This window comes from Metabacillus sp. FJAT-52054 (genome assembly GCF_037201815.1).
GTDB classification, from domain to species: domain Bacteria; phylum Bacillota; class Bacilli; order Bacillales; family Bacillaceae; genus Metabacillus_B; species Metabacillus_B sediminis.
The window spans coordinates 349,535-374,727 of record NZ_CP147407.1; the positions used below are offsets into that span (position 1 = coordinate 349,535).

20 protein-coding genes and 2 riboswitches are annotated in these 25,193 nt (G+C 47.8%); of the genes, 18 read left to right on the plus strand and 2 right to left on the minus strand.

Annotation, left to right across the window (positions count from 1 at the left end; all coding sequences use genetic code 11):
* The 18 genes from WCV65_RS02055 to WCV65_RS02140 all read left to right on the plus strand — a co-directional run bounded on the left by WCV65_RS02055 (position 1) and on the right by WCV65_RS02140 (position 23,193).
* Complete coding sequence (locus WCV65_RS02055; protein WP_338779623.1) at positions 1 to 777, plus strand: enoyl-CoA hydratase-related protein; 777 nt, start codon at positions 1 to 3, stop codon at positions 775 to 777.
* Positions 778 to 875: 98 nt separating this feature from the next.
* Positions 876 to 1,757 carry a phenylacetic acid degradation operon negative regulatory protein PaaX gene (paaX, locus tag WCV65_RS02060; RefSeq protein WP_035408436.1) on the plus strand — a complete coding sequence of 294 codons (882 nt, stop codon included), beginning with the start codon at positions 876 to 878 and terminating at the stop codon, positions 1,755 to 1,757.
* A 630-nt stretch (positions 1,758 to 2,387) separates the two neighbouring features.
* Positions 2,388 to 3,356, plus strand: coding sequence for a nitronate monooxygenase (locus WCV65_RS02065; RefSeq protein ID WP_338779624.1), 969 nt, complete (start codon positions 2,388 to 2,390; stop codon positions 3,354 to 3,356).
* Positions 3,357 to 3,494: 138 nt separating this feature from the next.
* Positions 3,495 to 4,490, plus strand: a complete 996-nt coding sequence (locus WCV65_RS02070; protein WP_338779625.1) for an ABC transporter substrate-binding protein — start codon at positions 3,495 to 3,497, stop codon at positions 4,488 to 4,490.
* 19 nt (positions 4,491 to 4,509) lie between these two features.
* Positions 4,510 to 5,559 (plus strand): ABC transporter permease, encoded by a 1,050-nt coding sequence (locus tag WCV65_RS02075; RefSeq protein WP_338779626.1) that lies wholly within the window; start codon positions 4,510 to 4,512, stop codon positions 5,557 to 5,559.
* Positions 5,537 to 6,334 carry an ABC transporter ATP-binding protein gene (locus WCV65_RS02080; protein ID WP_338779628.1) on the plus strand — a complete coding sequence of 266 codons (798 nt, stop codon included), beginning with the start codon at positions 5,537 to 5,539 and terminating at the stop codon, positions 6,332 to 6,334. Before WCV65_RS02075 ends, WCV65_RS02080 begins: the two co-directional genes overlap by 23 nt.
* Before the next feature lie 130 nt (positions 6,335 to 6,464).
* Positions 6,465 to 6,872, plus strand: a complete 408-nt coding sequence (locus WCV65_RS02085; RefSeq protein ID WP_338779630.1) for a thioesterase — start codon at positions 6,465 to 6,467, stop codon at positions 6,870 to 6,872.
* Positions 6,869 to 8,017, plus strand: a complete 1,149-nt coding sequence (locus tag WCV65_RS02090; RefSeq protein WP_338779631.1) for a Glu/Leu/Phe/Val dehydrogenase — start codon at positions 6,869 to 6,871, stop codon at positions 8,015 to 8,017. Before WCV65_RS02085 ends, WCV65_RS02090 begins: the two co-directional genes overlap by 4 nt.
* A 15-nt stretch (positions 8,018 to 8,032) precedes the next feature.
* Positions 8,033 to 9,103 (plus strand): pyruvate dehydrogenase (acetyl-transferring) E1 component subunit alpha, encoded by a 1,071-nt coding sequence (pdhA, locus tag WCV65_RS02095; protein ID WP_035408329.1) that lies wholly within the window; start codon positions 8,033 to 8,035, stop codon positions 9,101 to 9,103.
* 2 nt (positions 9,104 to 9,105) lie between these two features.
* Positions 9,106 to 10,101, plus strand: coding sequence for an alpha-ketoacid dehydrogenase subunit beta (locus tag WCV65_RS02100; protein WP_338782119.1), 996 nt, complete (start codon positions 9,106 to 9,108; stop codon positions 10,099 to 10,101).
* Positions 10,102 to 10,119: 18 nt separating this feature from the next.
* Complete coding sequence (locus WCV65_RS02105) at positions 10,120 to 11,301, plus strand: dihydrolipoamide acetyltransferase family protein (RefSeq protein WP_338779632.1); 1,182 nt, start codon at positions 10,120 to 10,122, stop codon at positions 11,299 to 11,301.
* Entirely contained in the window at positions 11,301 to 12,734 is a 1,434-nt protein-coding gene (locus WCV65_RS02110; protein ID WP_338779634.1) for an FAD-dependent oxidoreductase, read from the plus strand. Before WCV65_RS02105 ends, WCV65_RS02110 begins: the two co-directional genes overlap by 1 nt.
* Before the next feature lie 278 nt (positions 12,735 to 13,012).
* Positions 13,013 to 15,124: a DNA topoisomerase 3 gene (locus WCV65_RS02115; RefSeq protein WP_338779636.1), complete on the plus strand. Its 2,112-nt coding sequence runs from the start codon at positions 13,013 to 13,015 to the stop codon at positions 15,122 to 15,124.
* 273 nt (positions 15,125 to 15,397) lie between these two features.
* On the plus strand, positions 15,398 to 16,360 hold the full coding sequence (locus tag WCV65_RS02120) for a MoxR family ATPase (RefSeq protein ID WP_338779638.1): 963 nt from the start codon (positions 15,398 to 15,400) through the stop codon (positions 16,358 to 16,360).
* Complete coding sequence (locus tag WCV65_RS02125) at positions 16,357 to 17,574, plus strand: DUF58 domain-containing protein (RefSeq protein WP_338779640.1); 1,218 nt, start codon at positions 16,357 to 16,359, stop codon at positions 17,572 to 17,574. The genes WCV65_RS02120 and WCV65_RS02125 overlap by 4 nt, the downstream gene beginning before the upstream one ends.
* On the plus strand, positions 17,571 to 19,769 hold the full coding sequence (locus WCV65_RS02130) for a transglutaminase domain-containing protein (RefSeq protein WP_338779642.1): 2,199 nt from the start codon (positions 17,571 to 17,573) through the stop codon (positions 19,767 to 19,769). The genes WCV65_RS02125 and WCV65_RS02130 overlap by 4 nt, the downstream gene beginning before the upstream one ends.
* A 30-nt stretch (positions 19,770 to 19,799) precedes the next feature.
* Positions 19,800 to 19,901, plus strand: a riboswitch (purine riboswitch).
* Positions 19,902 to 19,993: 92 nt separating this feature from the next.
* Complete coding sequence (guaA, locus tag WCV65_RS02135) at positions 19,994 to 21,541, plus strand: glutamine-hydrolyzing GMP synthase (protein WP_035408319.1); 1,548 nt, start codon at positions 19,994 to 19,996, stop codon at positions 21,539 to 21,541.
* Between the two features lie 83 nt (positions 21,542 to 21,624).
* A riboswitch (purine riboswitch) is annotated at positions 21,625 to 21,726 on the plus strand.
* Positions 21,727 to 21,864: 138 nt separating this feature from the next.
* Positions 21,865 to 23,193, plus strand: coding sequence for an NCS2 family permease (locus WCV65_RS02140; RefSeq protein WP_338779644.1), 1,329 nt, complete (start codon positions 21,865 to 21,867; stop codon positions 23,191 to 23,193).
* A gap of 46 nt (positions 23,194 to 23,239) precedes the next feature.
* On the opposite strand, the gene WCV65_RS02145 is transcribed toward WCV65_RS02140, so the two are convergent.
* Positions 23,240 to 24,631, minus strand: coding sequence for a DUF4179 domain-containing protein (locus WCV65_RS02145; protein ID WP_338779646.1), 1,392 nt, complete (start codon positions 24,629 to 24,631; stop codon positions 23,240 to 23,242).
* Positions 24,624 to 25,172, minus strand: a complete 549-nt coding sequence (locus WCV65_RS02150; protein WP_338779648.1) for a sigma-70 family RNA polymerase sigma factor — start codon at positions 25,170 to 25,172, stop codon at positions 24,624 to 24,626. The genes WCV65_RS02145 and WCV65_RS02150 overlap by 8 nt, the downstream gene beginning before the upstream one ends.
* Between the last annotated feature and the right edge of the window lie 21 nt (positions 25,173 to 25,193).

Below are 25,193 nucleotides of genomic sequence, written 5' to 3' on the forward strand. Positions count from 1 at the left end.
TTGAAAAACCTGATTTTTGAAAAGAAAAACGGAATTGCGTATGTCACCCTGAACCGTCCCGAATCGCTTAACTGCTTTAACTTTGAGATGCTGTCTGAGCTCGGTGTATTGACTGAAGAACTTCGTCATGACCGGGAAATCAGGGTTGTCATTTTTACAGGGGCCGGCGATAAATCCTTCAGCTCCGGCGCTGATCTAAAGGAAAGACTCACACTTGGCGAGGAGGATGTTCGTCGGAATGTATCTAAAATCAGAACCGTTTTCCACGAAATTTCCAAGCTTCCTCAGGTGACCATTGCGGCAGTTAACGGCTACGCATTTGGCGGAGGCTTCGAGCTGATGCTTGCCTGTGATTTCCGCCTTGCAGCCAGCCATTCCAAAATGGGCCTGACGGAAACAAGCTGGGCTATCATTCCCGGAGCGGGAGGAACCCAGCGGCTGCCCCGTTTAATTGGCGAAGCCCGGGCAAAGGAACTGATTCTGACCGCCCGAAAAATGGATGCCGAGCAGGCTTATCAGTACGGTATTTTAACAAGGACCGTCCCGGGACCCGTATTAATGGAGGAGTGCGAGCAACTCGCCAATGAAATATTAAGAAACGGCCCAGTGGCGGTGGAGCAGGCAAAATACGCGATCAGTGCTGGAATGGAAACGGATCTGGAGAGCGGGCTGAACATTGAAGCGGAAGCATACGAGCAAACCATTCCAACCTATGACAGAAGAGAAGCGCTCCTCGCCTTTTCCGAAAAACGCACTCCCGAATTTATGGGCAAGTAAAGGAAAGGTATTGACAGAAGCGAACATTTCATTGTCAAATGGAGGATAATAGAGCGCTTAACTTTTGACAGAGAGTAGTGAATGCAATGAACAGCACCATCAACACGAGATCGATGATCTTTACGTTATACGGAGACTACATCCGCCATTACGGCAATGAAATATGGATCGGCAGCCTGATCCGCCTCCTCAAGGAATTCGGGCACAACGAACAGTCCGTCCGCGCCGCCATATCAAGAATGAACAAGCAAGGCTGGGTCACATCCAAAAAAATCGGCAACAAAAGCCACTACTTTTTAACCGAACGCGGCTCCATCCGCATGGAGGAAGCAGCCAAGCGAATCTTCAAGCTCAGCCCCGATCAATGGGACGGCAAATGGAGGCTCTTCATCTACTCAATCCCGGAAGAAAAGCGCGCCATCCGCGACGAACTGCGCAAAGAACTCGTCTGGAGCGGATTCGGAACCATGGCCAACAGCTGCTGGGTATCCCCAAACGAACTGACAAAAGAAGTCTATGCCCTCATGGACAAATATGAAATCCGTCCATACGTTCACTTTTTCGTATCCCAATACGACGGGCCCCATGAAAACAAAAAGCTCGTCGAAGAATGCTGGGACCTGAACGAAATCAACAACCGCTACGAAGCCTTCATCGCCGAATACAGCCAAAAATACATCATCGACAAAAACAAAATTCAAAAAGGCGAAATGACCGACGCCGAATGCTTCGTCGAACGCACAAAGCTCGTCCACGAATACCGCAAATTCCTATTCAGCGACCCGGGTCTCCCTGAGGAACTGCTGCCGGAAAAATGGCTAGGCAGCCACGCCGCCTCCCTCTTCAGCAGCTACTACAGGGAACTCGCCGAACCCGCAAGCCGCTTCTTTGAAGAGGTATTCCAAGAGGGCAATGAGCTGACCAACAAGGACTCCGAATATGACGTGTTTCAGCATCCTTTGCTGGTGGAGGAGAAGTAGGGCGGGCGACAGTTAACAACTCTGCTTGCACTGACCCTCAGCGCAGCAACGCGCCGGGGGAATGAGCAAGGAGCGGACGAACCCTTATCCCAGCTGACTTGGAAAGAAGGGGGGACGGAGGTTTCGTGCTTTAGCAGGGCGGGGGTCAGTGCAGTGCACTGACCCTCAGTATAGTAACGCACTGGGGGAACAAGCATAGAGGGCGCCAACCCTTATCCCAGCTGACTTGAACAGCAGGGGGGACGGAGGTTTCGCGCTTTAGCAGAGCGGGGGTCAGTGCAAAAAGTTTCCGCGCACTCTGTAAATACAGTAAACACACGGTGCCAGTCCCCACAATCTTCACCGCAGCGGGGGACAGAGGGGCTGCCCTTTTAAGCCTTGCACAGCAAGGGATTGAAGAATAGGTGCCATAGCTTTATCTCACTAACAGACAGCGGGTCAGGTACGGTGTCAGTCCCCACAATCTTCACCGCAGCGGGGGACAGAGGGGCTGCCCTTTTAAGCCTTGCACAGCAAGGGATTGAAGAATAGGTGCCATAGCTTTAGCACACTAATAGAGCGCGGGTCAGGCACCCCCTCCGCCGTCACCCAAAATGTAAGCGTTACCAAACTAATAAAGGAGCACCCACCATGAACAAACTATGCAAAATCTTAAATATCGAAGTCCCCATCATCCAAGGCGGTATGGGGAACATCAGCAATGCTCAGCTGACTGCGGCTATTTCTGAGGCTGGTGCACTTGGGACGATTGGGGCGGGTACCCGCTCGCCCGATGAAGTGGAAAGGATCATACTGGAGACGAAGGAGCGGACGGTCCGCCCTTTTGCTGTGAATATTGCTCTTTCGGTGTCCGGGCATGCAAAGGAAATTGCCGGGCTGATTGTTAAGCATAAGGTGCATGCTGTATCGCTTTCTGCCGGGAATCCGGCTCCGTTCACGCCTTACTTTAAGGAGAACGGAGTAAAGGTGCTGGCGGTAACGGCATCTGTGAAACAGGCGAGGAAGGCAGAGGCAGGAGGAGCCGATGTGGTAATTGGAGAAGGGTATGAGGCGGCAGGCTTGAATTCCCCTTTGGAAACGACGACGCTTACCCTGATTCCGCAGCTGGTGGATGCTGTACAGATTCCGGTGGTGGCTGCCGGCGGGATCGGCGATGGCAGAGCCCTTGCGGCAATGCTTGCCCTTGGAGCGGAAGGAGTTCAGATGGGGACGCGTTTTATTGCGACGAAGGAAGCGCCGTTTTCTCCTCTTTATAAAGAGCGTCTTCTTGAGGCGGATGATGCGGGGACGATGATTATTGGCCGTTCAGTTGGCCGGGTGAGAAGGGTCCTGAAAAATTCTTACACGGGCTTGATCATCGAACGGGAGCGCGAGGGGATGACACTTGAAGAATACAATAAGCAAACAAATGAGGATTTCCATATTGCTGGTGCCATACATGGCAATGAACAAAAGGGGTATTGGAACAGCGGCCAAATTGCCGGGCTGATAAAAGAAGTTCCTTCAGTAAAGGATTTAATCTTGGGTATGAAGGAAGAAATGGAGCGAACAATCGGCCGCCTGGGTGCCTATCGGGTGGAGTCTAAGAGTGCGGAATGAGAATTTTCAATATTCTAAAAATAGATTGACGGGCTAATTTCCTGATGATACCATTACGGTGAAATAACGAAGTTCATATTTTCGGCACGCGATTTTCAATTTTTTTCAAAAAGAGCTGTACATTAAAGGGGGATCTTAATGGGGAAGAAAACGAAAGTTTGGCTGGGTATGGCAGTGGCAGCCGGTCTGATGCTAAGCGGCTGCGGAAATAAAGAAGGCGCTTCTGGAGAAACAGGCGGTGACGGTGCGGGCAAAACGTATAAAATCGGTGTTACCCAGATTGTCGAGCATCCATCCTTGGATGATGCGTATAAAGGATTCAAAAAAGCGCTCGAGGATAAAGGGATTAAAGCTGAATTTGATGTGAAAAATGCCCAGGGCGATGCCAGTACGAATACGACGATCGCCACGACCCTGGTGAGCCAGAAGCCCGATCTCATCTTTGCGAACTCCACACCAAGCTCCCAGGCAGCATTAAGTGCTACGAAAGATATTCCGATCATCTTCAGCTCTGTAACAGATCCGGTCGGAGCTGAGCTGGTCGCCTCTCTTGATAAACCCGGCAGCAATGTAACGGGCACCATTGATTCTCACCCTGAAGCCATTCCAAGTACAATGAAATTCATAAAAGAAGAGCTTGGCGGCAAAAAAGTAGGCATGCTCTACAATGCCGGCGAGCAGAACTCTGTATCCCAGGTTGAATCCGTTAAAAAAGTGATGGGGGAATTGGGCCTTGAACCGGTCACTGCCTCTGTATCCACAACCGCAGATGTGAAGCAGGCTGCTGAATCACTAGCCGGAAAAGTGGATGCCTTTTATATCGTTACCGATAACACGGTGATTTCAGCCATTGAGTCTGTTGTCTCCGTTTCAAATGACAAAAAAATCCCGCTGCTGACGGCAGATCTCGATTCCCTCAAACGGGGAGCTTTCGCGGCATATGGATTCCAATACTATGATATTGGATATCAGGCAGGCGAAATGGCTGCGCAGGTTCTTGAAGGCAAGAAACCAGGTGAAATTCCAGTTGAGGTGCCAGGCAAGCTGAAGCTGATGATGAATAAAAAAGCAGCGGAAGCCATGGGAATCAAAATCAAGCCGGAATGGGACAAAATGGCGGAATATACGGAATAACAGTTAGGGGCGATTCAACATGTTTTCTGCATTATTCGGTTCAGTAGAATTGGGCATTATTTATGCAATTATGGCGCTTGGTGTCTATCTTTCCTTCAGGGTACTGGATTTTCCCGACCTGACCGTGGACGGAAGCTTTGTGACGGGTGCCTCTGTGGCAGCCGCCATGATTGTCCTGGGATTTAATCCAGTTGCTGCGACCGCTGCCTCGATTGCGGCCGGCTTCGCAGCGGGATGTATGACAGGGGTTCTGCATACGAAAGGAAAAATCAATCCGCTTCTTTCGGGAATACTCATGATGATTGCCCTGTATTCGATTAATCTGCGGATTATGGGAACGACGTCAGAAACGTCAATCGGGGTTCCGAATATCCCTCTGCTAAACTCGGAAACGATTTTCACAGCCATCTCTGATTTTACAAAGAATATCGGCATTGACGCTCCTCTGAACAGCCTGCTTTCAAGTGTAGGGCTCGGAGGCAGTCTCCCTTCCGGATGGGGCATCCTCCTGTTCATGCTGATTGTTACATTTTTCATTAAATGGCTGACAGACCGCTTCCTTAAGACAGAAACAGGCCTGGCGATTCGGGCAACCGGAGACAATCAGCGGATGATCCGGAGTTTTTCAGCCAATACGGACTCCCTGATCATTTTGGGGTTGGGGCTATCAAATGCGCTGGTCGCCCTGTCCGGAGCGCTCGTTGCCCAATATGCCAAGTTTTCGGACATCGGCATGGGGATCGGGATGATTATTATTGGTCTCGCATCTGTCATTATCGGCGAAGCCATATTCGGAACAAAAACGATTGCGAGAACGACGCTTGCCGTTATTGGCGGGGCGGTCATCTACCGCATCGTGATCAGTCTTTCTCTTCAAGTCGAAGGGCTTGATACCGGTGATCTGAAGCTCATTACCGCCGTGATTGTTATTTTTGCCCTCATCATGCCAAAGGTGATGGAGCAGCGCCGCCAGAAGAAACGCAAAGCGCGGAGATACAAAGAACGGATGCAAGACCTTCACGGTGTAAATGGAGAGGGGGAGGCCATTGCTGCATCTAAAGCAGATTAACAAAATTTTTAATGAAGGAACACTCGATGAGAAAATCGCCCTCGATTCAATTAATCTATCATTGGAGAAAGGCGATTTTGTTACCATCATCGGTAGCAATGGAGCCGGTAAATCAACGGTCATGAACGTGATTTCCGGCGTCCTGCCGCCCGATACCGGTATCGTTGAAATTGAAGGGAAGGATGTAACCGCGCTTCCTGAATATAAGCGCTCCAAACTGATCGGTAGGGTTTTCCAGGACCCGATGGCAGGAACCGCGCCTTCTATGACTATTGAGGAAAATCTGGCGATGGCTTATTCGAGAAACAAAAAACGGGGGTTTGGAACCGCGGTTACAAAAAAACGCCGTGACTTTTTTAAAGAGTCGCTAGAATCGCTGCATCTTGGCCTTGAGGATCGCATGAATGCGAAAGTCGGCATGCTCTCCGGGGGGGAGAGACAGGCGCTCTCCCTGCTGATGGCGACCTTTACAGAGCCTTCGATTCTTTTGCTGGATGAGCATACGGCAGCACTGGATCCGTCCAGAGCGGAGCTCATTACTAATTTAACAAGGGAAATTGTCAGCAAATACGAACTGACGACGCTTATGGTGACCCATAATATGCAACAGGCGCTGGACCTTGGCAACCGGCTGATTATGATGGATAAAGGGCAGATTATTTTATCAGTGGACGAAGAGAAGAAAAAAGAGCTGACCATTGAAAAACTAATGAGCGAGTTTCAAAGAATACGGGGCGAGCAGATGGCCAATGACCGGGCGCTGCTGAATGCATAAAAGGAAGGAGTAAAATCCTTCTTTTTTTTGATTGAAAATTATATAACGAAATGATAAGATTGCGTTAAATAAACGTTATTAACAATTATTGTAATATTATGTCGAATTCAGCTTGTAAAGGCGGGGTTAGATGAAAAAAGGAATGGAGCTAGGCTGCCAGGCTGTCTGCGAAGTGATGGTTACACCGGATATGTTCGCTCAATTTGAGGGGAAGGTTGTTCATCCCGTCTATTCCACTGTCTCGATGGTACACAGTATGGAGTGGGCATCGAGGAAGATCATTCTTCCTTTTTTAGAGGATTGGGAAGAGGGGATGGGAGCCTCGGTAAAACTGAAGCACATTGCGCCTGCGGGTGAGGGGTCGCTTGTACGGGTGGTCGCAACGCTTGTGAAAAAAGAGAGAAACCTGGTTTACACGGATGTTGAAGCGTATACGAATAACAGGCTTATTGGAAAGGGAGAAGTGGTTCAGGTCATCCTGCAGAAGGAAGAAATCTCTTCAAAAATTCAGCAGGCTCTTGAGGGAGGAAGAAAATGAAAGCGTTTACTTTATTGGAGGAACGGGGGACAGCGGGAATGGATGTATTCGCTAAAATCAGCGGACACGAGCAAGTGGTGTTCTGCAACGATCCCCATACAGGGTTAAAAGCGATTATCGCGATACATAACACAACTCTCGGACCGGCACTTGGCGGATGCAGAATGCTGCCATATGCCAATATAGATGAAGCGATGAATGATGTTCTGCGGCTATCCAAAGGCATGACCTATAAATGTGCAGCAGCGGATGTGGATTTCGGCGGGGGGAAATCTGTTATTCTCGGGGATCCGCTGACAGACAAATCACCGGAAATGTTCCGGGCTTTCGGGCAGTTTGTCGAATCGCTGAAGGGCCGGTTTTATACAGGAACGGATATGGGTACCACACCGGAGGATTTCGTTCATGCCTCGAAGGAAACACGTTGCATCGTGGGCATTCCTGAAGAATACGGCGGCAGCGGCGACTCCTCGGTTCCGACTTCACTCGGAGTTATTTATGGCATTAAGGCCACGAATAAAGCGGTTTGGGGAGATGATGCGCTTCAGGGAAGAACGTATGCCATTCAGGGGCTTGGTAAGGTCGGCTTCAAGGTGGCGGAGCGTCTTCTTGAGGAAGGGGCAGATGTCTTTGTGACCGACATTAACGAAGCGGCGATCGAGCTGCTGAATCAAAAAGCAAAAGGGCTTCCGGGGTCGGTCAGAGTGGTAAAGGGTGACGAAATTTATGCAGTGGATGCTGATGTTTTTGTTCCGTGTGCCCTTGGAGGAATACTTAATGATCATACAATCGGGATGCTGAAGGTGAAGGCGGTAGCGGGCTCTTCCAATAATCAGCTCGAAAGGGAGGAGCACGGCGGGGACCTTTGGAGAAGGGGGATCCTTTATGCCCCGGATTACATCGTGAATGCCGGAGGACTGATTCAAGTGGCCGATGAGCTGTACGGCCCGAATAAGCAGCGGGTGCTGACGAAAACAAAAGCCATTTACACCTCCCTTTTAGAGGTCTACAAGCATTCCGAGGACCGGAGCATTTGTACAGCAGAAGCCGCGGATCTTTTCTGTGAACAGCGGATTGAAGCAAGAAAGAATCGCAGCAGCTTTTTTACGGCAGATCAGAAACCGAAGTGGAACGTTAAACGATAACGCGGAGGGGAAAGCATGGAAAACGGATTTGAAATGATTCAGATTATGGATGAAAACGGGAATCTTGTAAACGAGGAATTTAAATCCTATATCTCAGAGTCTCTTACAAAGGAAATGTATGAAAAAATGATTCTCGTACGGACGTTTGACCGGAAAGCGATATCCCTCCAGCGGCAGGGGCGGCTTGGCACGTATGCGCCGTTTGAAGGCCAGGAAGCGGCGCAGGTCGGCAGCGCCTCTGCTCTGAAGGAACGCGATTGGCTGTTTCCGACCTATCGTGACCATGCTGCCGCAATTACCTTCGGCCACTCGCTTCCCCATGTTTTGCTGTATTGGAACGGAAGAATGGAAGGCTGCACCGTTCCAAGCGGGAAACGAATCTTTCCGCCCGCTGTACCGATCGCCACCCAGCTTCCCCATGCTGCGGGGGCGGCTCTTGCTGAGAAACGCAGAGGAACCGGCAATGCTGCCATCGTTTATTTTGGCGATGGGGCGACATCTGAAGGAGATTTCCACGAGGGACTTAATTTTGCGAGTGTTTTTAAATCTCCGGTTGTCTTTTTTAATCAAAATAATCATTTCGCAATTTCCGTGCCGATTGAAAAACAGATGAATTCTAGGACCATAGCTCAGAAGTCTGTTGCCTACGGCATTCCGGGCTACAGAATCGATGGCAATGATATTTTCGCGGTTTATTTTTATACGAAACAGGCTCTCGAACGCGCCAGGCAAGGAGAGGGGCCGACATTGCTTGAGGCCGTGACGTGGAGATACGGTGCCCACACGACAGCAGACGATCCGAAGAAGTACAGAAATCAGGAGGAAAGCCTGAGCAAAAAAAGGACAATCGATCCGCTTCTCCGGCTTGAGCGCTATATGAAAAATGAGGGAATCTGGGAGGACGATTGGGCGAACCTCGTGCAAAAGGAAGCAGAGGAACAGATCGAAGGAGCCGTTGCCGAAATGGAAGCCTTCCCTCCGCCTGATGTCAATGATTTGTTTGACCATGTATTTGCGGAGCCAACCTGGACAATTCGGGAGCAGAAGGAAGAATACATGAACCAAATAAGAGGTGCAGGCCGATGAGCATGGAAATGAGAGTGAAAACAAACAAGCTGACAATGGTTCAGGCTGTTACGGATGGTCTCCGTACGATGCTTCAAAAGAAGGAAGAAGTGGTGCTGCTTGGCGAGGATATCGGGAGCAACGGCGGGGTATTCCGCGCAACCGAAGGGCTGATGGAGGAGTTTGGGGAAGAGCGGGTGATGGATACCCCGCTAAGTGAAGCGGGGCTAATGGGGACTGCAATCGGCATGGCAATCAATGGGATGATTCCAGTAGCGGAGATCCAGTTCCTCGGATTTATCTATCCGGCGTATGAGCAAATCGCAACCCATGCAACCAGAATCCGAATGAGAACGATGGGGAAATACACGGTTCCAATGGTGATCCGAGCTCCGTACGGTGCCGGAATACGGGCGCCGGAAATTCATTCTGACAGCGCAGAAGCCCTGTTTACCCACATGCCTGGAATGAAGGTTGTTTGTCCGTCCACTCCATATGATGCAAAAGGCTTGCTCATCGCAAGCATCGAAGATCCGGATCCCGTTCTCTTCCTTGAACCGTTAAGGCTCTACCGTGCAGGCAAGGAAGAGGTGCCGGAGGGTGAATACAGAGTGGAAATCGGGAAAGCGGCCAGGCGGAGAGAGGGCAGTGACGTGACCCTGATCGCCTGGGGAGCGATGGCAGCCCAGGCCTCCAAGGCTGCCGAGAAGCTTGAGCAGACGGGAGTCAGCTGTGAAGTGATTGATTTAAGAACACTCTATCCGCTGGATAAAGAAACGATAGCAGAATCTGTGCAGAAAACAGGCAGAGCGGTTATCGTTCAGGAAGCACATGCTACCGGGGGACTGGCAAATGACGTGATGGGTGTTATCAATGATACGTCTTTTCTATACCTGCGGGCACCGATTACAAGAGTGAGCGGTTTTGATGTACCTGTTCCATTTTTTTCACTGGAGGAGCACTATCTTCCTGATACGGAACGAATCATTCAGGCGGTTGAAAAAGTCATTCACTATTAAAGGGAGGCGGGTGGAAAGATGCTGGAAGTCAAGCTTCATGATATTGGAGAGGGTATGACAGAGGGAGACATTCTTCACTATTTCGTTAAACACGGAGAGAGAGTCGAACGGGATCAGCCCCTCATCGAAGTGCAAACGGACAAAATGACGGCAGAACTTCCTTCTCCGGGGGCGGGGGTCGTGAAAGAAATTCTTATAGAACCCGGGACAACGGTATCGGTAGGAACGACGCTTCTTGTCATTGAGACGGACGAAGGAGGAGCAGTCCCTATAAAGGAAAGCACTCCTAAGACCCGGCCAGCTTCAGCCAGAGTGCTCGCCACTCCTTTTACGAGAAAGCTTGCAAGGGAAAACCGGATTGATATTGAACAGCTTAAGGGCACCGGACCCGCAGGAAGAGTGACGGATGAAGATGTATTGGGTCTTGCAGCGAAGCAAGAGCAGCCGGAACCGGTGAAGGAAGCGCCTGCGGCAGAAGAAAAACCTGCAGCCGTGCCGGTGACAAAAGGTCAAAAAAAGACCATTCCATTCAAGGGAAGAAGGAAACAAATCGCGAAGAGAATGGTTCATTCCCTCAAAACGATTCCGCATGTTACCCATTTTGAAGAAGTCGATATGACAGAGCTAATGACCTTCAGAAACGAACTGAAGGAAGCGGGCCGCTCCATTTCGGCCGCCGCTTTTTTTATCAAGGCTGCTGCCATGGCATTAAAGGACTTTCCTGTATTCAACGCCAAGCTTGATGAAGAACGGGAAGTCATTGTCCTTGAATCGGAATACAACATCGGCCTTGCCGTTGATTCGCCGGATGGGCTAATCGTACCGGTGCTGCACCAGGTGGAAACGAAATCGATCCTGGAAATTCATAAAGAGATGAAGGAATTGAATGAAAAAGCGAGAGAAAACCGTTTGAGCCGGTCGGAGCTTACGGGCGGAACGTTCACCATCAGCAACGTTGGACCGCTTGGAAGCATAGGAGCCACTCCTGTCATTAATCATCCGGAAACAGGATTAATGGCTTTCCATGCGACAAAGGAAAAGCCTGTTGTCCGAAACGGGGAGATTGTGATTGGTTTAATGATGAACGTTTCCATGTCCTTCGATCACCGGGTCGCGGATGGAGCAGCGGCAGTCGCGTTTACAAACCGGTTTAAAGAACTGATTGAACATCCAAAATTGCTGATTGTGGAGCTGGTGTAATGGTAGTCGGAGAATTGGCTCAGGAAAGAGAACTGGTCATCATCGGCGGGGGTCCCGGAGGCTATACAGCTGCAATCCGGGCTGCACAGCTTGGGAAGGAAGTTACCCTGGTTGAAAAGGGGGACCTAGGCGGTGTTTGCCTAAATCAAGGCTGTATCCCATCGAAGGTGCTCGCCCACGTATCGGCCAAATATGGAGAGCTTTCTAAAATGGGCGGCTTGGGAATCAGCATGTCCCACGTTTCATTTGACCTTTCTCAAACCGCTGAATACAAAAATCAAGTGACAGCCAATTTGAGAAAAGGAGTGGAGGCACTTTGCCGGCAGCATAAGGTGGAGCTGATCAGAGGGAAAGCGTCGTTTTTATCCGATGATCGGATCGGAGTGGAAAACGGAGATGATTTTCAGGTCTATTCATTCAAAGCCGCCATCATTGCAGCCGGAACCTCCCCTGTTTCTCATCCAGCCGCTGCAGTAGATCCACCATATATTCTGGATTCGAGATCCCTGTACAGCCTTGAAAGCTTACCGGAACATCTGATTTTATATGGAAACGATTATACGGCGATTGAAGCGGCATTCAGCTATCGGTCATTGGGCAGCGAGGTCACCCTGGTTCATGAACACGGGTTTTCGGGACTGGATGCTTCCATAGAGAAAGAGCTTATAAGGGTTATGAAAAAAACGAAAATCAAATGGAAGCAGGGAATGGAACTCAAGCAAGCCCTGAAACAGGAGGGCACCCTGAAAGCTGTATTTAAAGCAGATGATGGAACAGAGCTTGAAATTGAAGGAACACATCTTTATTTACAGACGGAGTTTCAGGGCAACTCAGAGGAGCTAGGGCTGAACCGTCTTGGGATTAAAACAGATTCCCGGGGCTTCGTCGAGATTGACCGGGAATGCCGGACATCACGATCCCATATTTGGGCAATCGGCGATATTACAGGCGGAATTCAGCTGGCTGTCAAAGCGATCAGTCAGGGGAAAGCCGCAGCCGCATCTATTGCCGGACTTCCAGCCGAATGGAATGACGGGTTCATTCCGATGGTCATCCGAAGCCAGCCGCCAATCGCCTGTGCGGGGTTAACAGAAGAAGAAGCGAAAGCTGGGGGACATAAAGTAAAGACAGGGATGTTTTCTTTTGCAGGAAACGGCTTCGCTTCTCTTTCCGGGCAAAAAGACGGCATTGCCAAAGTGGTTTCTGATGCAGAAAATGAGGTCATTCTTGGCGTCCATTTAATAGGGAACGGAGCGGCCGAATTGATCAGCACCGGCATCACTTCGCTTGAAATGGCGGCGAGGGAGGAAGACCTATCGTTCCCTCTTTATCCGCACCCAAGCATGAATGAAGGGCTGCTCGAAGCGGTAGAGGATCTCGCAGGACTCGCCATCCATAAGCCTCCTTCCAAAGAGCTTGCCCGCCAGCGTTAATAAAAAAATAATGGAAATCGAGACCCCCGGGACAATCCCCGGGGGTTTTATCTATAAAAGCCGCCACTAATCCTTAAGCATGGACGTTTCGAAGTCAAGACTAGAGTGTTATTCAGACTTTCCGGTGGTTTATGATGAATTTTTCAGTCATTCAAGATAAATACCCCTCCATCATTGTATTGGAAAAAAGAAGCGGAACGTGAGAAAATAAAGAAAGAGAAACACCTGTTTGCCTGCAGCGCTTGGGCAAATGAATAAAGGATAAGGGGAGAATCACATTGATCGTCATTTTGGCGGAAAAACCCGATCAGGGCAAGCTGCTCGCTGCTCCTTTTCCATCAGTGAAAAAAGAGGGCTATATTGAGATAAAGCCGTGCGGTCCATTTCCGAAAGGAGCCGTTATTACGTGGGCTATTGGACATTTAGTCGATTTAAAGAACCCGGACGAATACAATCAAACCTGGAAAAAATGGTCGCTTGAGACATTGCCGATTATTCCCGAAAAATTCGAATACAAAATATCGAAAGACAAGGCAAAGCAATTCAGGATCGTCCGATCGATGCTGAAGGAAGCTTCTGAAATTATTATCGGCACAGATGCAGCGAGAGAGGGCGAAAACATTGCCCGTCTTCTCATCATGATGTCCGGTGCCGCCCATAAACCGATGAAACGGCTTTGGCTTTCTTCCTATACAGAAAATGCCGTGAAAAACGGATTTTCCAACCTGAAAGACGGCAAGGAAAGCGAACCGCTTTTTTACGAAGCGCAGGCGAGGCAAATCGGTGATTGGCTTGTAGGGATCAATGCGAGCCGCCTATATACCCTTCTTCTTCAGCAAAAAGGAGTAAGAGAGAATTTCAGTGTAGGCAGGGTGCAGACTCCAGTGCTGAAGCTGATCTATGACCGGCAGAAGGAAATTGAACAATTCAAACCAGAGCCGTTCTTTGAGCTGGAAGGAGAATTTACCGTAAAGAACGGCACCTATAAGGGGAAAATTCCAAAGAAATTTAAATCCGAAGAGGACATGCAAAAGGAAATACGTCCTGATATCACACCGGACACGAATGAATATCAAGCCGCCGTAAAAGACATTTCCGTCCAGGAAAAGCGGATCAAGCCGCCGAAGCTTCATAGCCTTTCGACCCTGCAGGCAAGCCTGAACAGACGGACGAAAATGAGCCCGACCACTGTTTTGAAAACGGTCCAAAAGCTATATGAAAAGGGGTTTGTTTCGTATCCAAGGACAGATAGCCAATACATCACGGAAGAAGAATTTTCATATTTAAAAGGGAACCTGGACGGCTATAAAACTACCTTTTCCTTATCGTTTGCACCCAAGTCCCTATACCCATCCAAAAGATACGTAGATTCAAGCAAGGTGAAAGATCACTATGCCATTATTCCGACAGAAAAGCTTGTATCCCCGGCTAAATTCGCTGCTTTTTCCCCGCCGGAAAAAACCGTGTACGAAGAGGTCGTAAAAAGCATGCTCAAAATGTTTTCGGACGACCATGTGTATGACGAAACCGTCATCACCACTTCAATCGGGAAAAATGATTTTCTGACGAAGGGGAAGACCGTCAAAATAAACGGCTGGAAAAACCTCGAGGGGAAGGAACCGAAAAATGAGGAAGAGCAGCGGCTGCCTGCGGTTCAAGAAGGGGAAGCGGCAAGGGCTGTTCTCGCTGTGAAAAACGGCATGACTGAGCCGCCGAAGCCGTACACACTCGGCCAGCTGATAACGCTGATGAAAACGGCTGGAAAATACATTGAAGACAAGGAAATGAAGGAAGCCCTGAATGCTGCCGAAGGACTTGGAACAGAAGCGACAAGAGCAGGGATCATCGATACGCTGATCCTCCGTGAGTTTATAGAAGTAAACAAAAATAGTGTGTTTGTCACCCAAAAAGGGAGTATCTTGTGCGATGCAGTGGAGGGGACAATTCTCTCAAAACCGGAAATGACCGCGAAATGGGAGACCTTTTTGAAAGGGATTGGTTCCGGTCAAAAGTCCAGGGAAGTGTTCATCGAAAATGCAGGGAAGCTGTGCTTTGCCCTCATGGAGCAGGCTAAAACGGATGTGGGCCGCCTTACAGTTGAAGGCCGGATTGAACCTGCCCAGCATGATGGAGCCATTTGCCGCTGCCCGGCCTGCAAGGAAGGCGATATGATGGACAGGCGAACCTTCTACGGCTGTTCCGCCTATCTGAACGGCTGCAAGCAAGCTTTTAATAAGAAAATATTAAATAAAACCATCAGTCCTGCGCAGATTAAATTGCTGTGCGAAAAAGGGAAAACGAAAAAGATCAAAGGGTTTAAAGGCAAGAAAAATCCGTTTGATGCGTATCTCGTTTTAAATAACGGAAAAATCGAATTTTCATTTAAGTAACTGTATCCAATGAACGAGGACGGACGATGCGTTAGCACGGCCGTTTTTGTATTGGAAAAAAGAGAGGGAACGTGCGAAAATAGGAAATAAGACAAGTTCCTTTAAAAAACCGCTTTTAATTGTCGAAATATTTAGAGATAATTATAGGACTTAAGCACGGATGAATTGTATGCATTTCCCACCCCGTTTTTAGATAGACTTTGCAGGGTTTCAAAAGCCGGTTTCGAATATAGTATTCATTTAATGCTGTCATCTCTCACTTAGGAGGAAACTATGGAATATTTGGAGACGATACAACCTCAGCTTGGAAGAGTAGTAGAAAATATCGAGAAGGTCATGGCAGGCAAACGGGAGGCTGCTGTTCTATGTTTAACCGCACTGCTGGCAAAGGGCCATGTGCTTTTGGAGGATGTTCCGGGAGTCGGCAAAACGATGCTTGTGAGATCGCTTGCCAAATCGGTCGGTGCGGACTTTAAACGGATTCAATTTACCCCGGATTTACTGCCTTCTGACGTGACAGGCATCTCTATATATAACCCTCAGAAGATGGAGTTTGAATACCGTCCCGGCCCGATTATGGGAAATATCGTGCTGGCGGACGAAATTAACCGTACCTCCCCAAAAACCCAATCGTCTCTTCTGGAAGGCATGGAGGAAGGGAACGTTACGATTGACGGGCAGACGATGTCACTCGACAAACCTTTTTTTGTCCTTGCTACACAGAATCCTATTGAATATGAAGGAACGTACCCGCTTCCGGAAGCGCAGCTGGACCGATTTCTATTTAAAATTAAAATGGGCTATCCGACTCCGCAGGAAGAACTTCTCGTTCTGAACCGCGCGGATGGGGAAGTGCCGATTGCCCAAATCGAACCGGTTATAACGAAGAGTAAGCTCATTCAGCTGCAGGATGAAATGGAAAAGGTGTATATGGATGAAACCGTGAAGCGCTACATCATTGAGATCGTCACGAAAACCCGTAATCATCCTTCTGTCTATCTTGGGGCAAGTCCAAGGGGTTCAGTAGCCCTGATGAGAGCATCTAAAGCATATGCTTTTCTTGCCGGAAGAGATTACGTGATTCCTGATGATGTTCAGTATTTGGCTCCATTTGCCCTGCCCCACCGCATGATTTTAAAATCAGAAGCCCGTTATGACGGACAGTCTGCCGCAGACCTTGTCCATGAGATTATCAGCCGCACCCCTGTGCCGGTGAAGAGGTCCATGACCCCTTGAAGGACATCCTGAGAAGCTTAAAATCGATCTGGAAACTCATTCTGCTGCTGTTATTGACGGCGCTTGCCTTTTGCTATGCGATGTTTCAAGGCGGCTTCGTCAGCTGGTTTCTTTTTTACGCCTTTCTGCCTTTTGCCGTTTACTCCATCCTGCTTGCTGTTTATCCGCTTCAAACCTTTCGAGCGGCAAGAACGCTTAGCAAGGATCAGTTTTCTGCGGGCGAAATTCTTAAAGGGGAGATTACGCTCGAAAGACCATTTCCCTTTCCGCTTATCTATATCATCGCTGAAGAATGCCTGCCGTCGGGTCTGAAGCAGACCGCTGCTGATCAGCCGGCAAGAAAGTTGTTTATCCTGGGATTCCGCCGAAAAGCTGTTTTTACGTATACGGTTCAATCCATGAAGCGCGGAGAGCATCATTTTTCCCGCATCCGCATTAAAACCGGTGATCTTCTCGGTTTGTTTGAAAAAGAGGTCACGATGAAGACGGATAAAACCATTCTCGTCTACCCAACTGCCTTTTCAATGGGCTACAGGCATTCAAAGCCCCAGTATGAGCAGGGGGCAAGCGCTTCCTCTCAGCGCTATATAAAAGACACGACGATGGCATCCGGCATCCGCGAATATCAGCCGGGTGACCGGATGGCGTGGATTGACTGGAAGGCTACAGCAAAAAGAGATTCGTTTATGACCAAGGAATTTGAACAGACCCGCACACATGATGCGATGCTGATTATGGATCAGCAAGCGTCTGATTCCTTTGAACCGATGATTACCTTTACGGCCTCTCTGGCAAAAGCCATTATAAAAACAGGGGCTCCGCTTGGATTCATTTTGCTGGGAACTGAATTGGATACAACACCCGTTCAGCCCGGAGAAAAACAGCTTCAAACGATTTTCCGCAAGCTTGCGAGGGTAAATCCTGAACCAAGCTCCGCCTCTTTTTCAATATGGGAGGAGCGGATGGCGAGCCAGGGGGGCTATCGTTCCTCTAATCTGTTTATCGTATCCGTTCTTACGATGGAGCTCGTCAGGAAGCTTGAGCACCGGGCAAGCTACAGCGACCTCAAGCTTTATTTTATTCGGAAAAAGAATCAGCTCCTTACCCAGGAGGAAGAGGTTTTGCTCGACCGCTTGAACAAGAGGGGCATAGCGGCTGAAGCTGTATCGGAAGGGTTCTTTGATCAAGCCTTGGAAGAGGTGAAGAGCTTATGAAGGTTTTAACCTTGCCAAGTGGAGACTTTTTTTCGAAAATAACGGCCCTCCTTTACTATTTGTTTGCTTTCTTTTTGCTGTGGGAATGGCTTGTTCCTTTGGACATTTATACAGACACCGGGTCGACCTGGATTTTCGTCCTCTTTATCGCCCTTAATTTCCTCCTTTCTTATTTAAGGGTAACGTGGATGATTACCATCCCGCTTCAGCTCGGCTTCCTTGCCATCGCGCTTGAACAGCTTTTTTACAAAGAAATGCCGCTCGTCGAGGGATTCCGAAGCTTTGCTGGTGAATTTGTTTACAATGCTGGTCTTATTCCTGCCTCATCATGGATGGAAATGACCTCACCGTTCCGGACATTCCTGTTTTTCGTCCTGCTGTGGCTGCTCGTCTATTTGCTCAATTACTGGATCATTGTGCAAAAGCGCATCCTGTTCTTCTTTGTAATGACCCTCATCTATGTCACGATTTTGGATACATTTACGGAGTATGACGCATCTTCAGCTGTCATTCGGATTGTCATCGCCGGGTTTTTCCTGCTGGGCATGCTCAACTTTGATCGTCTGAAAGGAATGGAGCAGCTAACAGTAAAGAGGTATACGCGTTTGAAATGGACCATGCTTCTCTTAATTTTTGTGGCGGTCTCCATTGTTTCAGGGATGGCCTCACCGAAAGCCGCTCCGCAGTGGCAGGATCCTGTTCCTTTTTTGACGGCCTATGGTTCTCTTGATGAAGCGATAAGCGGGTCAGGCATGAAAAAAATCGGATATGGGACGAATGATGAAAGCCTTGGCGGTGCGTTTATGCAGGATAACACCCCGGTCCTGACTGCCTCATCAAATAAGCGGCATTACTGGAGAGTGGAAACGAAGGATGTGTATTCCGGGAAAGGATGGACAACCTCTCAAAGAGAAAGGGAGACCCAGCTTACGGAAAAAGATAACATCGGCATCACCTGGTCTGAAGCGGGAACACCAACCGAGAGCCTTACTGCGAGGATTGATATTGCCCGTCAATATGGGTACGATCATGTAATCTATCCTATGGGGCTAACGGAATATGTTTCGGAGGAAGTATCAGGACTTCTCGTTAATCTGGATACAGAGGAAATGACCCCATCAGGTGTGCCTGAGGGGAAAAGAATCGATTCCTATGAAGTGAAGTACAATTATCCAAGCTATGACATTACCCTGCTAAAAGAAGTAAAGAGCACAGAGAATGTGCCGCAGGACATAATGACCCGTTATACACAGCTTCCTCAAATGCCTCAGCGCGTTCTGGATTTAGCAAGCGGGCTTACGGCTAAGGAAGAAAATCTTTATGATAAAGCGAAAGCAATCGAGAGTCATTTAAACGGTTCGGACTTTTCCTATAATACGGAGGAGGTTGGCGTGCCGTCAGAGGACCAGGATTATGTGGATCAATTCCTGTTTGAAACGATGCAGGGCTATTGTGATAATTTCTCAACCTCGATGATCGTTCTTCTCCGCGCTTCCGGCATCCCGGCAAGATGGGTGAAGGGATATACCGAGGGAGATTATAAGGGGATGGATACGGAAGGCTCCGGCCGGATCTATGAAGTGACAAATAATAACGCTCACTCTTGGGTTGAAGTTTATTTTCCGGGTGCTGGATGGGTACCGTTTGAACCGACAAAGGGATTTACAAACCCGTACAGCTTTACGGAGAATACCGAATCAAGCACACAGCCGCCGCCTGTCCCTGAGACGCAGCTGGAGCAGGAGAAGCCGGAAAAACCGGAGGATACGGAAGCGCCGGATCAACCCGCACCATCTAAACAAACGTTTGATTGGAGCAAGTTCAGTATCGGCAGCACAGGTTTTTATGCAGTAATCGGAGGAGTTTTGGTGCTTGCAGCGGTTCTGTATTTGACAAGAAAAAAATGGCTAACATTCATCATGCTGGCAAGATATAAAAACCGAAGCGATGACGAGGTGTTTTTCTCAGCCTATCCAGCCCTGCTCAAACAGCTGGAAAGGTTTGGGCTGAAAAGGAAGGATGGAGAGACGCTCAGAGAATTTGCCAAATCCGTGGACTACTCGCTCAGCTCCCATGACATGCTTCATATTACAAAGGGCTATGAAAAAGCACTGTACAAAAGAGATGATGCAAAAGCGGAGTGGGATAAAATAGCGGAATTGTGGGAAAATTTAATTAAAAGAACATCATCTTGACCGGATCCTATCTGATTGTTAGAATGGGGAAAATTAAACGATTTTCACCTTCATATATCCTCGATAATATGGTTCGAGAGTCTCTACCGGATTACCTTAAATGATCTGACTATGAAGGCAGGATACAGTCTGTTAAAAGCTGGAATTCTGCCTTCTTATATTTTTATATGGAGGCAGGTTTCAGCTTTTTTTAATTTCTAAATAGACGAAGAAGAGGTGCCGTTATGACCATATCAATTCAAGACCAGGAAATGATTCTTGTACTGGATTTTGGAAGCCAGTATAACCAGCTGATCACGAGAAGAATCCGTGAAATCGGTGTATACAGCGAACTTCATCCTCATACGCTTACAGCGGACATGATTAAGAAAATTAATCCGAAAGGGATTATTTTATCAGGCGGTCCGAACAGCGTTTATGGCGAGAATGCATTCCGCTGTGACGAACGGATTTTTGACCTTGGCATCCCTGTACTTGGCATTTGCTACGGTATGCAGCTGATGACGCATTACCTTGGCGGACGCGTTGAAGCAGCCGGCCATAGAGAATATGGAAAAGCCCGGATTAAAGTTCAGGACTCTCCAGCCTTGTTCACGCAATTGCCTGAAGAACAAACGGTTTGGATGAGTCACGGAGATCTTGTTGCCGAGATTCCGCCGCAGTTCAAAGTGGACGCCGTCAGCCCGTCCTGCCCATTCGCTGCAATGAGCAATGAAGAACGCCGTCTTTATGGAGTGCAGTTCCACCCTGAAGTACGCCACTCTGAATTTGGAAATGATCTTCTTAAAAACTTTGTACATGAGATTTGCCAGTGCCACGATGAGTGGACAATGGAAAATTTTATTGAAATCGAAACGCAGAAAATCCGTGAGCAAGTAGGAAACAAAAACGTATTGTGCGCGTTGAGCGGCGGTGTGGATTCATCTGTTGTAGCGGTGTTAATCCATAAAGCGATTGGCGATCAGCTGACCTGTATATTCGTTGATCACGGACTGCTTCGCAAGGATGAAGCAGAGGGCGTCATGAAAACCTTCAGCGAAGGCTTTAATATGAACGTAATTAAAGTCGATGCAAAGGAACGGTTTATGGACAAGCTTAAGGGAGTTTCCGATCCGGAGCAAAAACGTAAAATCATCGGAAATGAATTCATTTATGTCTTTGATGATGAAGCAACGAAACTGAAAGGCATTGAATTCCTTGCACAAGGAACGCTTTATACGGATATCATCGAGAGCGGCACGGCAACAGCCCAAACGATTAAATCCCATCATAACGTCGGCGGACTTCCAGAAGATATGCAATTCAAGCTGATCGAGCCTTTGAACACCCTGTTTAAAGACGAAGTCCGTGCTCTTGGAAGCGAAATGGGGATTCCGGATGAAATCGTCTGGCGCCAGCCTTTCCCTGGACCGGGTCTTGGAATCCGCGTGCTTGGTGAGATTACGGAAGATAAACTGGAAATAGTCCGCGAATCCGATGCCATCCTGCGTGAAGAAGTGGCGAAAGCCGATCTTGAACGCGAAATCTGGCAGTACTTCACGGTTCTTCCTGATATCCGCAGTGTAGGGGTTATGGGTGACGCAAGAACGTATGACTACACAATTGGAATCCGCGCGGTAACCTCCATTGACGGCATGACATCTGACTGGGCGAGAATTCCTTGGGATGTTCTTGAAGTGATCTCCACGAGAATTGTCAATGAAGTAAGCCACGTGAACCGGGTTGTGTACGATATTACGAGCAAACCGCCTGCAACCATTGAGTGGGAATAGATACACGAACGAAAACGGACATTTTTTATTAAATGTTCGTTTTTTCTATTGATTTTGTCGAATCATGCTGATAGAATGTTCATATAAGTGAATAGGTAATACGTCGTATAATATTGGGGATATGGCCCAAAAGTTTCTACCAAGCTACCTTAAATGGCTTGACTACGGCGATAGGACGGATGCGTAATTTGCGCATTCATTGTATCGTAAACGGTCAAGCGCTTTCTGTATGTATACAGAGGCGCTTTTTGTTTGAACTTATCCTTTCTTTTACCCTCTCAATATATGCGGCGGATTCCTTAATTAATAGGAGGAACCACAAGATGAAAAAGTATTTTCAGTTTGAAGAGCTCGGGACGAATTATCGGAAAGAGATCATCGGCGGATTAACCACCTTCCTTTCCATGGCGTACATTCTATTCGTCAATCCGAATACCCTTTCTCTAAGCACGGTCCCAGATCTTCCTGCAAGCATGAGAATGGATCCGGGCGCGGTCTTTACGGCAACAGCCCTGGCTGCTGCGGTTGGAACATTGCTCATGGGACTGCTCGCCCGCTATCCCGTTGCACTGGCACCGGGTATGGGTTTGAACGCATTTTTTGCATTTTCCGTTGTTTTAACGATGGGGATTCCATGGCAGACAGCTTTGTCGGGCGTATTGGTATCAGGTATCTTCTTCACTCTTTTAACCCTCTCAGGACTTCGTGAGAAAATCATTAATGCGATACCGGCAGAACTGAAATTTGCCGTCGGAGCCGGAATCGGTCTTTTCATCACTTTTGTTGGTTTTCAAAGTGCAGGCATTATCGTTAATAATGATGCCGTCCTTGTCGGTCTTGGAAATTTCCGTGACGGGAAAACACTGCTGGCTGTTTTTGGAGTCATCATTACGGTCATCATGCTTGTGAAAAAAGTGAACGGCGGAATTTTCTTCGGAATGCTGATTACAGCTGTCGTGGGTATGGCCACAGGACTCATCGATCTTCCGACAAAGGTAGTTGGTGCAGTTCCGAGCCTTGAACCTACTTTCGGTGCAGCCATCACACACTTGGATCAAATCTTCACTCTGCAAATGCTTGTTGTCATCCTTACATTCCTGTTTGTCGATTTCTTTGATACTGCCGGCACACTCGTTGCCGTTTCCCACCAAGCGGGGTTGACAAAGGATAACAAACTTCCGCGTGCAGGAAAAGCGCTCTTCGCTGATGCGGGAGCCACGACGATTGGAGCAATCCTTGGTACTTCCACAACCACTTCTTATATTGAATCATCCGCTGGAGTAGCAGCGGGAGCCCGAACAGGATTCGCATCGGTCGTAACAGCCGCTCTATTCCTGTTAACCTTGTTCTTCTCGCCGCTCCTCTCAGTTATCACGGCATCTGTTACAGCCCCGGCATTAATCATCGTCGGTGTATTGATGGTCTCCTCTCTTGGAGAAATCGACTGGAAGCGATTCGAAATCGCCGTTCCATCGTTCCTGACCATCATTGCCATGCCGCTTAGCTACAGCATCGCAACTGGAATTGCCATGGGCTTCATCTTCTACCCGATCACGATGATCATGAGCGGAAGAAGAAAAGAAATCCATCCGGTCATGTACGGACTGTTTGTCATCTTTGTTCTGTATTTTGTTTTCCTAGCGAATCATTAATGTGAAAAACCGGAGCCTTGATATAAGGGGCTCCGGTTTTTTGATATCATCTTTTTTCAAGGTATTCTTTTTTGAGAGGGACTTTGACTTTGAACTCCTCTATCGTTTCAGGCGGTGATGATACTTCAAATTGTAAGTCCTTGCTGTAGGATGTTTTGAATTTAGCGATGTGTTTCCTGCTGCTGTCAGCAGATTTCAGAGTTTGATCATCCAGCCATTCAACCACTTTCCCATCCTTTAATTTAAGCAGGTTGAAAAAGTATTTTCTTTCCTGGGGGTCATCGCCTTTTACCTCATAATAAACCCACACTTCATTCTTTTTCTGTTCAACCTTCGTAATCGTAATGCCGCCATCTTTATTTTGTGGCATATAGAGCGGTAGGTTTTCGGTAATGCCTTTCTTCACATTCTTATTCTGTTCAGGGTAATAGTACATTTTAGTTCGGACCGTGACGTATTCCGGGATGCGCTCCATCGGTTTGAAAACCGCGATGGTATTTTCGTTTATCTTGCCATCTTTTCGTTCGTAGTCTGTATGTGCATGGTTCTTAATTTCAAGCCGATTGCCTTTGTCATCAAACAGATAATAACTAGTAAGGGCATCGTCATTATACTTTCCTCTCCAATTGGACATGTTGGTGGAAAGCTGAATGCCCGTTGGCGCAAATACAATTTCTTTTATGGAAAACTCGTATTCTTTCTTTGCTTTTATATTTGGCGTGTAGCGGTATTCGGTTCCCTTTTTCTCAACTGGGAATGAAAATGCCCATTTTCCCATTACTTCTTTTGATGGTCCGTAATGGTCTCCCTCCAAATCAGACACAAATACAGACTTTGATTTAACTTCGAGTTTGATTTTTTTCGGCATTTTCTTCTTAAATTCAATCGTTGCGAAATGAAGGTTTTTAGGGGTACCCTTTGGCATACCCATCATGTTTCCGCTCAGGATATGCTTATTGCGCATGTCCTCTCCGTTGGCGGTAAAAGTAAAATTAGTCTGGATATGGTCATATTCTTTGCCTTTATAATCCACTTCATAAAACATTGAAATACGGGGGCCGTCATAGAGCACTTCTTTAATCGTGATTTTAATGCCTTTGTCCTCTGCTGATTTGTTAATAATCTGTGGTTTATTCTTTTGAACAGCAGACTTCAATTCAGGACTTCCATATTGGGAAGAAAGAGAGCCTAGAGCGGGAAAGGCTGAAATAATGTCTTCTTTTATCGGTGTTTGCACAGCTACCAGAATGGCAATTAATCCGACGGCTGCTGGAGTCAGGACATAGGCCATCGCTTTTTTGAATCTTGAAGGACGTTCTTTTGCAGGCTGCTGCTGCCTGATTTTTTCAAATACCATATTCCGGTCGTGCTTGCTGAACCTCAGCTGCTGTTTCTCATGATCAGTAAGGTAGTCTTTTTTGTTAAATGGATCATTCATATCCAAGGGCCTCCTTTTGAAGAAGAGGCGTCAATTTGTCCTTAGCTCTGCGAAGTCTCGTCCGGACTGACGCCTCCGGTATTTTTAGCACTTCTGCTATCTCTTTAGTAGTGAGATCCTGATAGTACATCATAATGATGACCTCTCTGTATTTAACGGGCAGCTTTTCGAGAATCTGCCGAATGGCCGTGGCCTGTTCTTTTTGTTCAAATCTTTGGGCAGGATTAGCTCCTGTATCTGCGTTTTCCTTCACTGCTCCAGTCAGCACCAGTCTTTTGTAGGCGGAGCTTTTCAAGTAATCCTTGCATTTATTGATCGTAATTCGGTAGAGCCATGTTTTCATATTCGAGTTGCCTTCAAATGAATCCAGGTGCGTATAAGCTGAGACGAACGTATTTTGAACTAAATCCTTTGCTGTCTCTATGTTTTTCACATAGGAGTAGGCAAGGTAAGACAATTCATCCGCGTATTGATCCATCAATTCATGAAGGACTTCTTCTTGATCTAAGGAATGGGTTTCTTTTAATTTGCCGGCGTTCATTGGTTGCCCCCTTTCAAAACT

Excerpts from the sequence above, each read along its gene's own strand:
- WCV65_RS02065 (WP_338779624.1), top strand. The coding sequence starts at position 2,388 with ATGAACAAACTATGCAAAATCTTAAATATCGAAGTCCCCATCATCCAA.
- WCV65_RS02070 (WP_338779625.1), top strand. The coding sequence starts at position 3,495 with ATGGGGAAGAAAACGAAAGTTTGGCTGGGTATGGCAGTGGCAGCCGGT.
- WCV65_RS02075 (WP_338779626.1), top strand. The coding sequence starts at position 4,510 with ATGTTTTCTGCATTATTCGGTTCAGTAGAATTGGGCATTATTTATGCA.
- WCV65_RS02085 (WP_338779630.1), top strand. The coding sequence starts at position 6,465 with ATGAAAAAAGGAATGGAGCTAGGCTGCCAGGCTGTCTGCGAAGTGATG.
- WCV65_RS02090 (WP_338779631.1), top strand. The coding sequence starts at position 6,869 with ATGAAAGCGTTTACTTTATTGGAGGAACGGGGGACAGCGGGAATGGAT.
- pdhA (WP_035408329.1), top strand. The coding sequence starts at position 8,033 with ATGGAAAACGGATTTGAAATGATTCAGATTATGGATGAAAACGGGAAT.
- WCV65_RS02100 (WP_338782119.1), top strand. The coding sequence starts at position 9,106 with ATGGAAATGAGAGTGAAAACAAACAAGCTGACAATGGTTCAGGCTGTT.
- WCV65_RS02105 (WP_338779632.1), top strand. The coding sequence starts at position 10,120 with ATGCTGGAAGTCAAGCTTCATGATATTGGAGAGGGTATGACAGAGGGA.
- WCV65_RS02110 (WP_338779634.1), top strand. The coding sequence starts at position 11,301 with ATGGTAGTCGGAGAATTGGCTCAGGAAAGAGAACTGGTCATCATCGGC.
- WCV65_RS02120 (WP_338779638.1), top strand. The coding sequence starts at position 15,398 with ATGGAATATTTGGAGACGATACAACCTCAGCTTGGAAGAGTAGTAGAA.
- WCV65_RS02130 (WP_338779642.1), top strand. The coding sequence starts at position 17,571 with ATGAAGGTTTTAACCTTGCCAAGTGGAGACTTTTTTTCGAAAATAACG.
- guaA (WP_035408319.1), top strand. The coding sequence starts at position 19,994 with ATGACCATATCAATTCAAGACCAGGAAATGATTCTTGTACTGGATTTT.
- WCV65_RS02140 (WP_338779644.1), top strand. The coding sequence starts at position 21,865 with ATGAAAAAGTATTTTCAGTTTGAAGAGCTCGGGACGAATTATCGGAAA.
- WCV65_RS02145 (WP_338779646.1), bottom strand. The coding sequence starts at position 24,631 with ATGAATGATCCATTTAACAAAAAAGACTACCTTACTGATCATGAGAAA.
- WCV65_RS02150 (WP_338779648.1), bottom strand. The coding sequence starts at position 25,172 with ATGAACGCCGGCAAATTAAAAGAAACCCATTCCTTAGATCAAGAAGAA.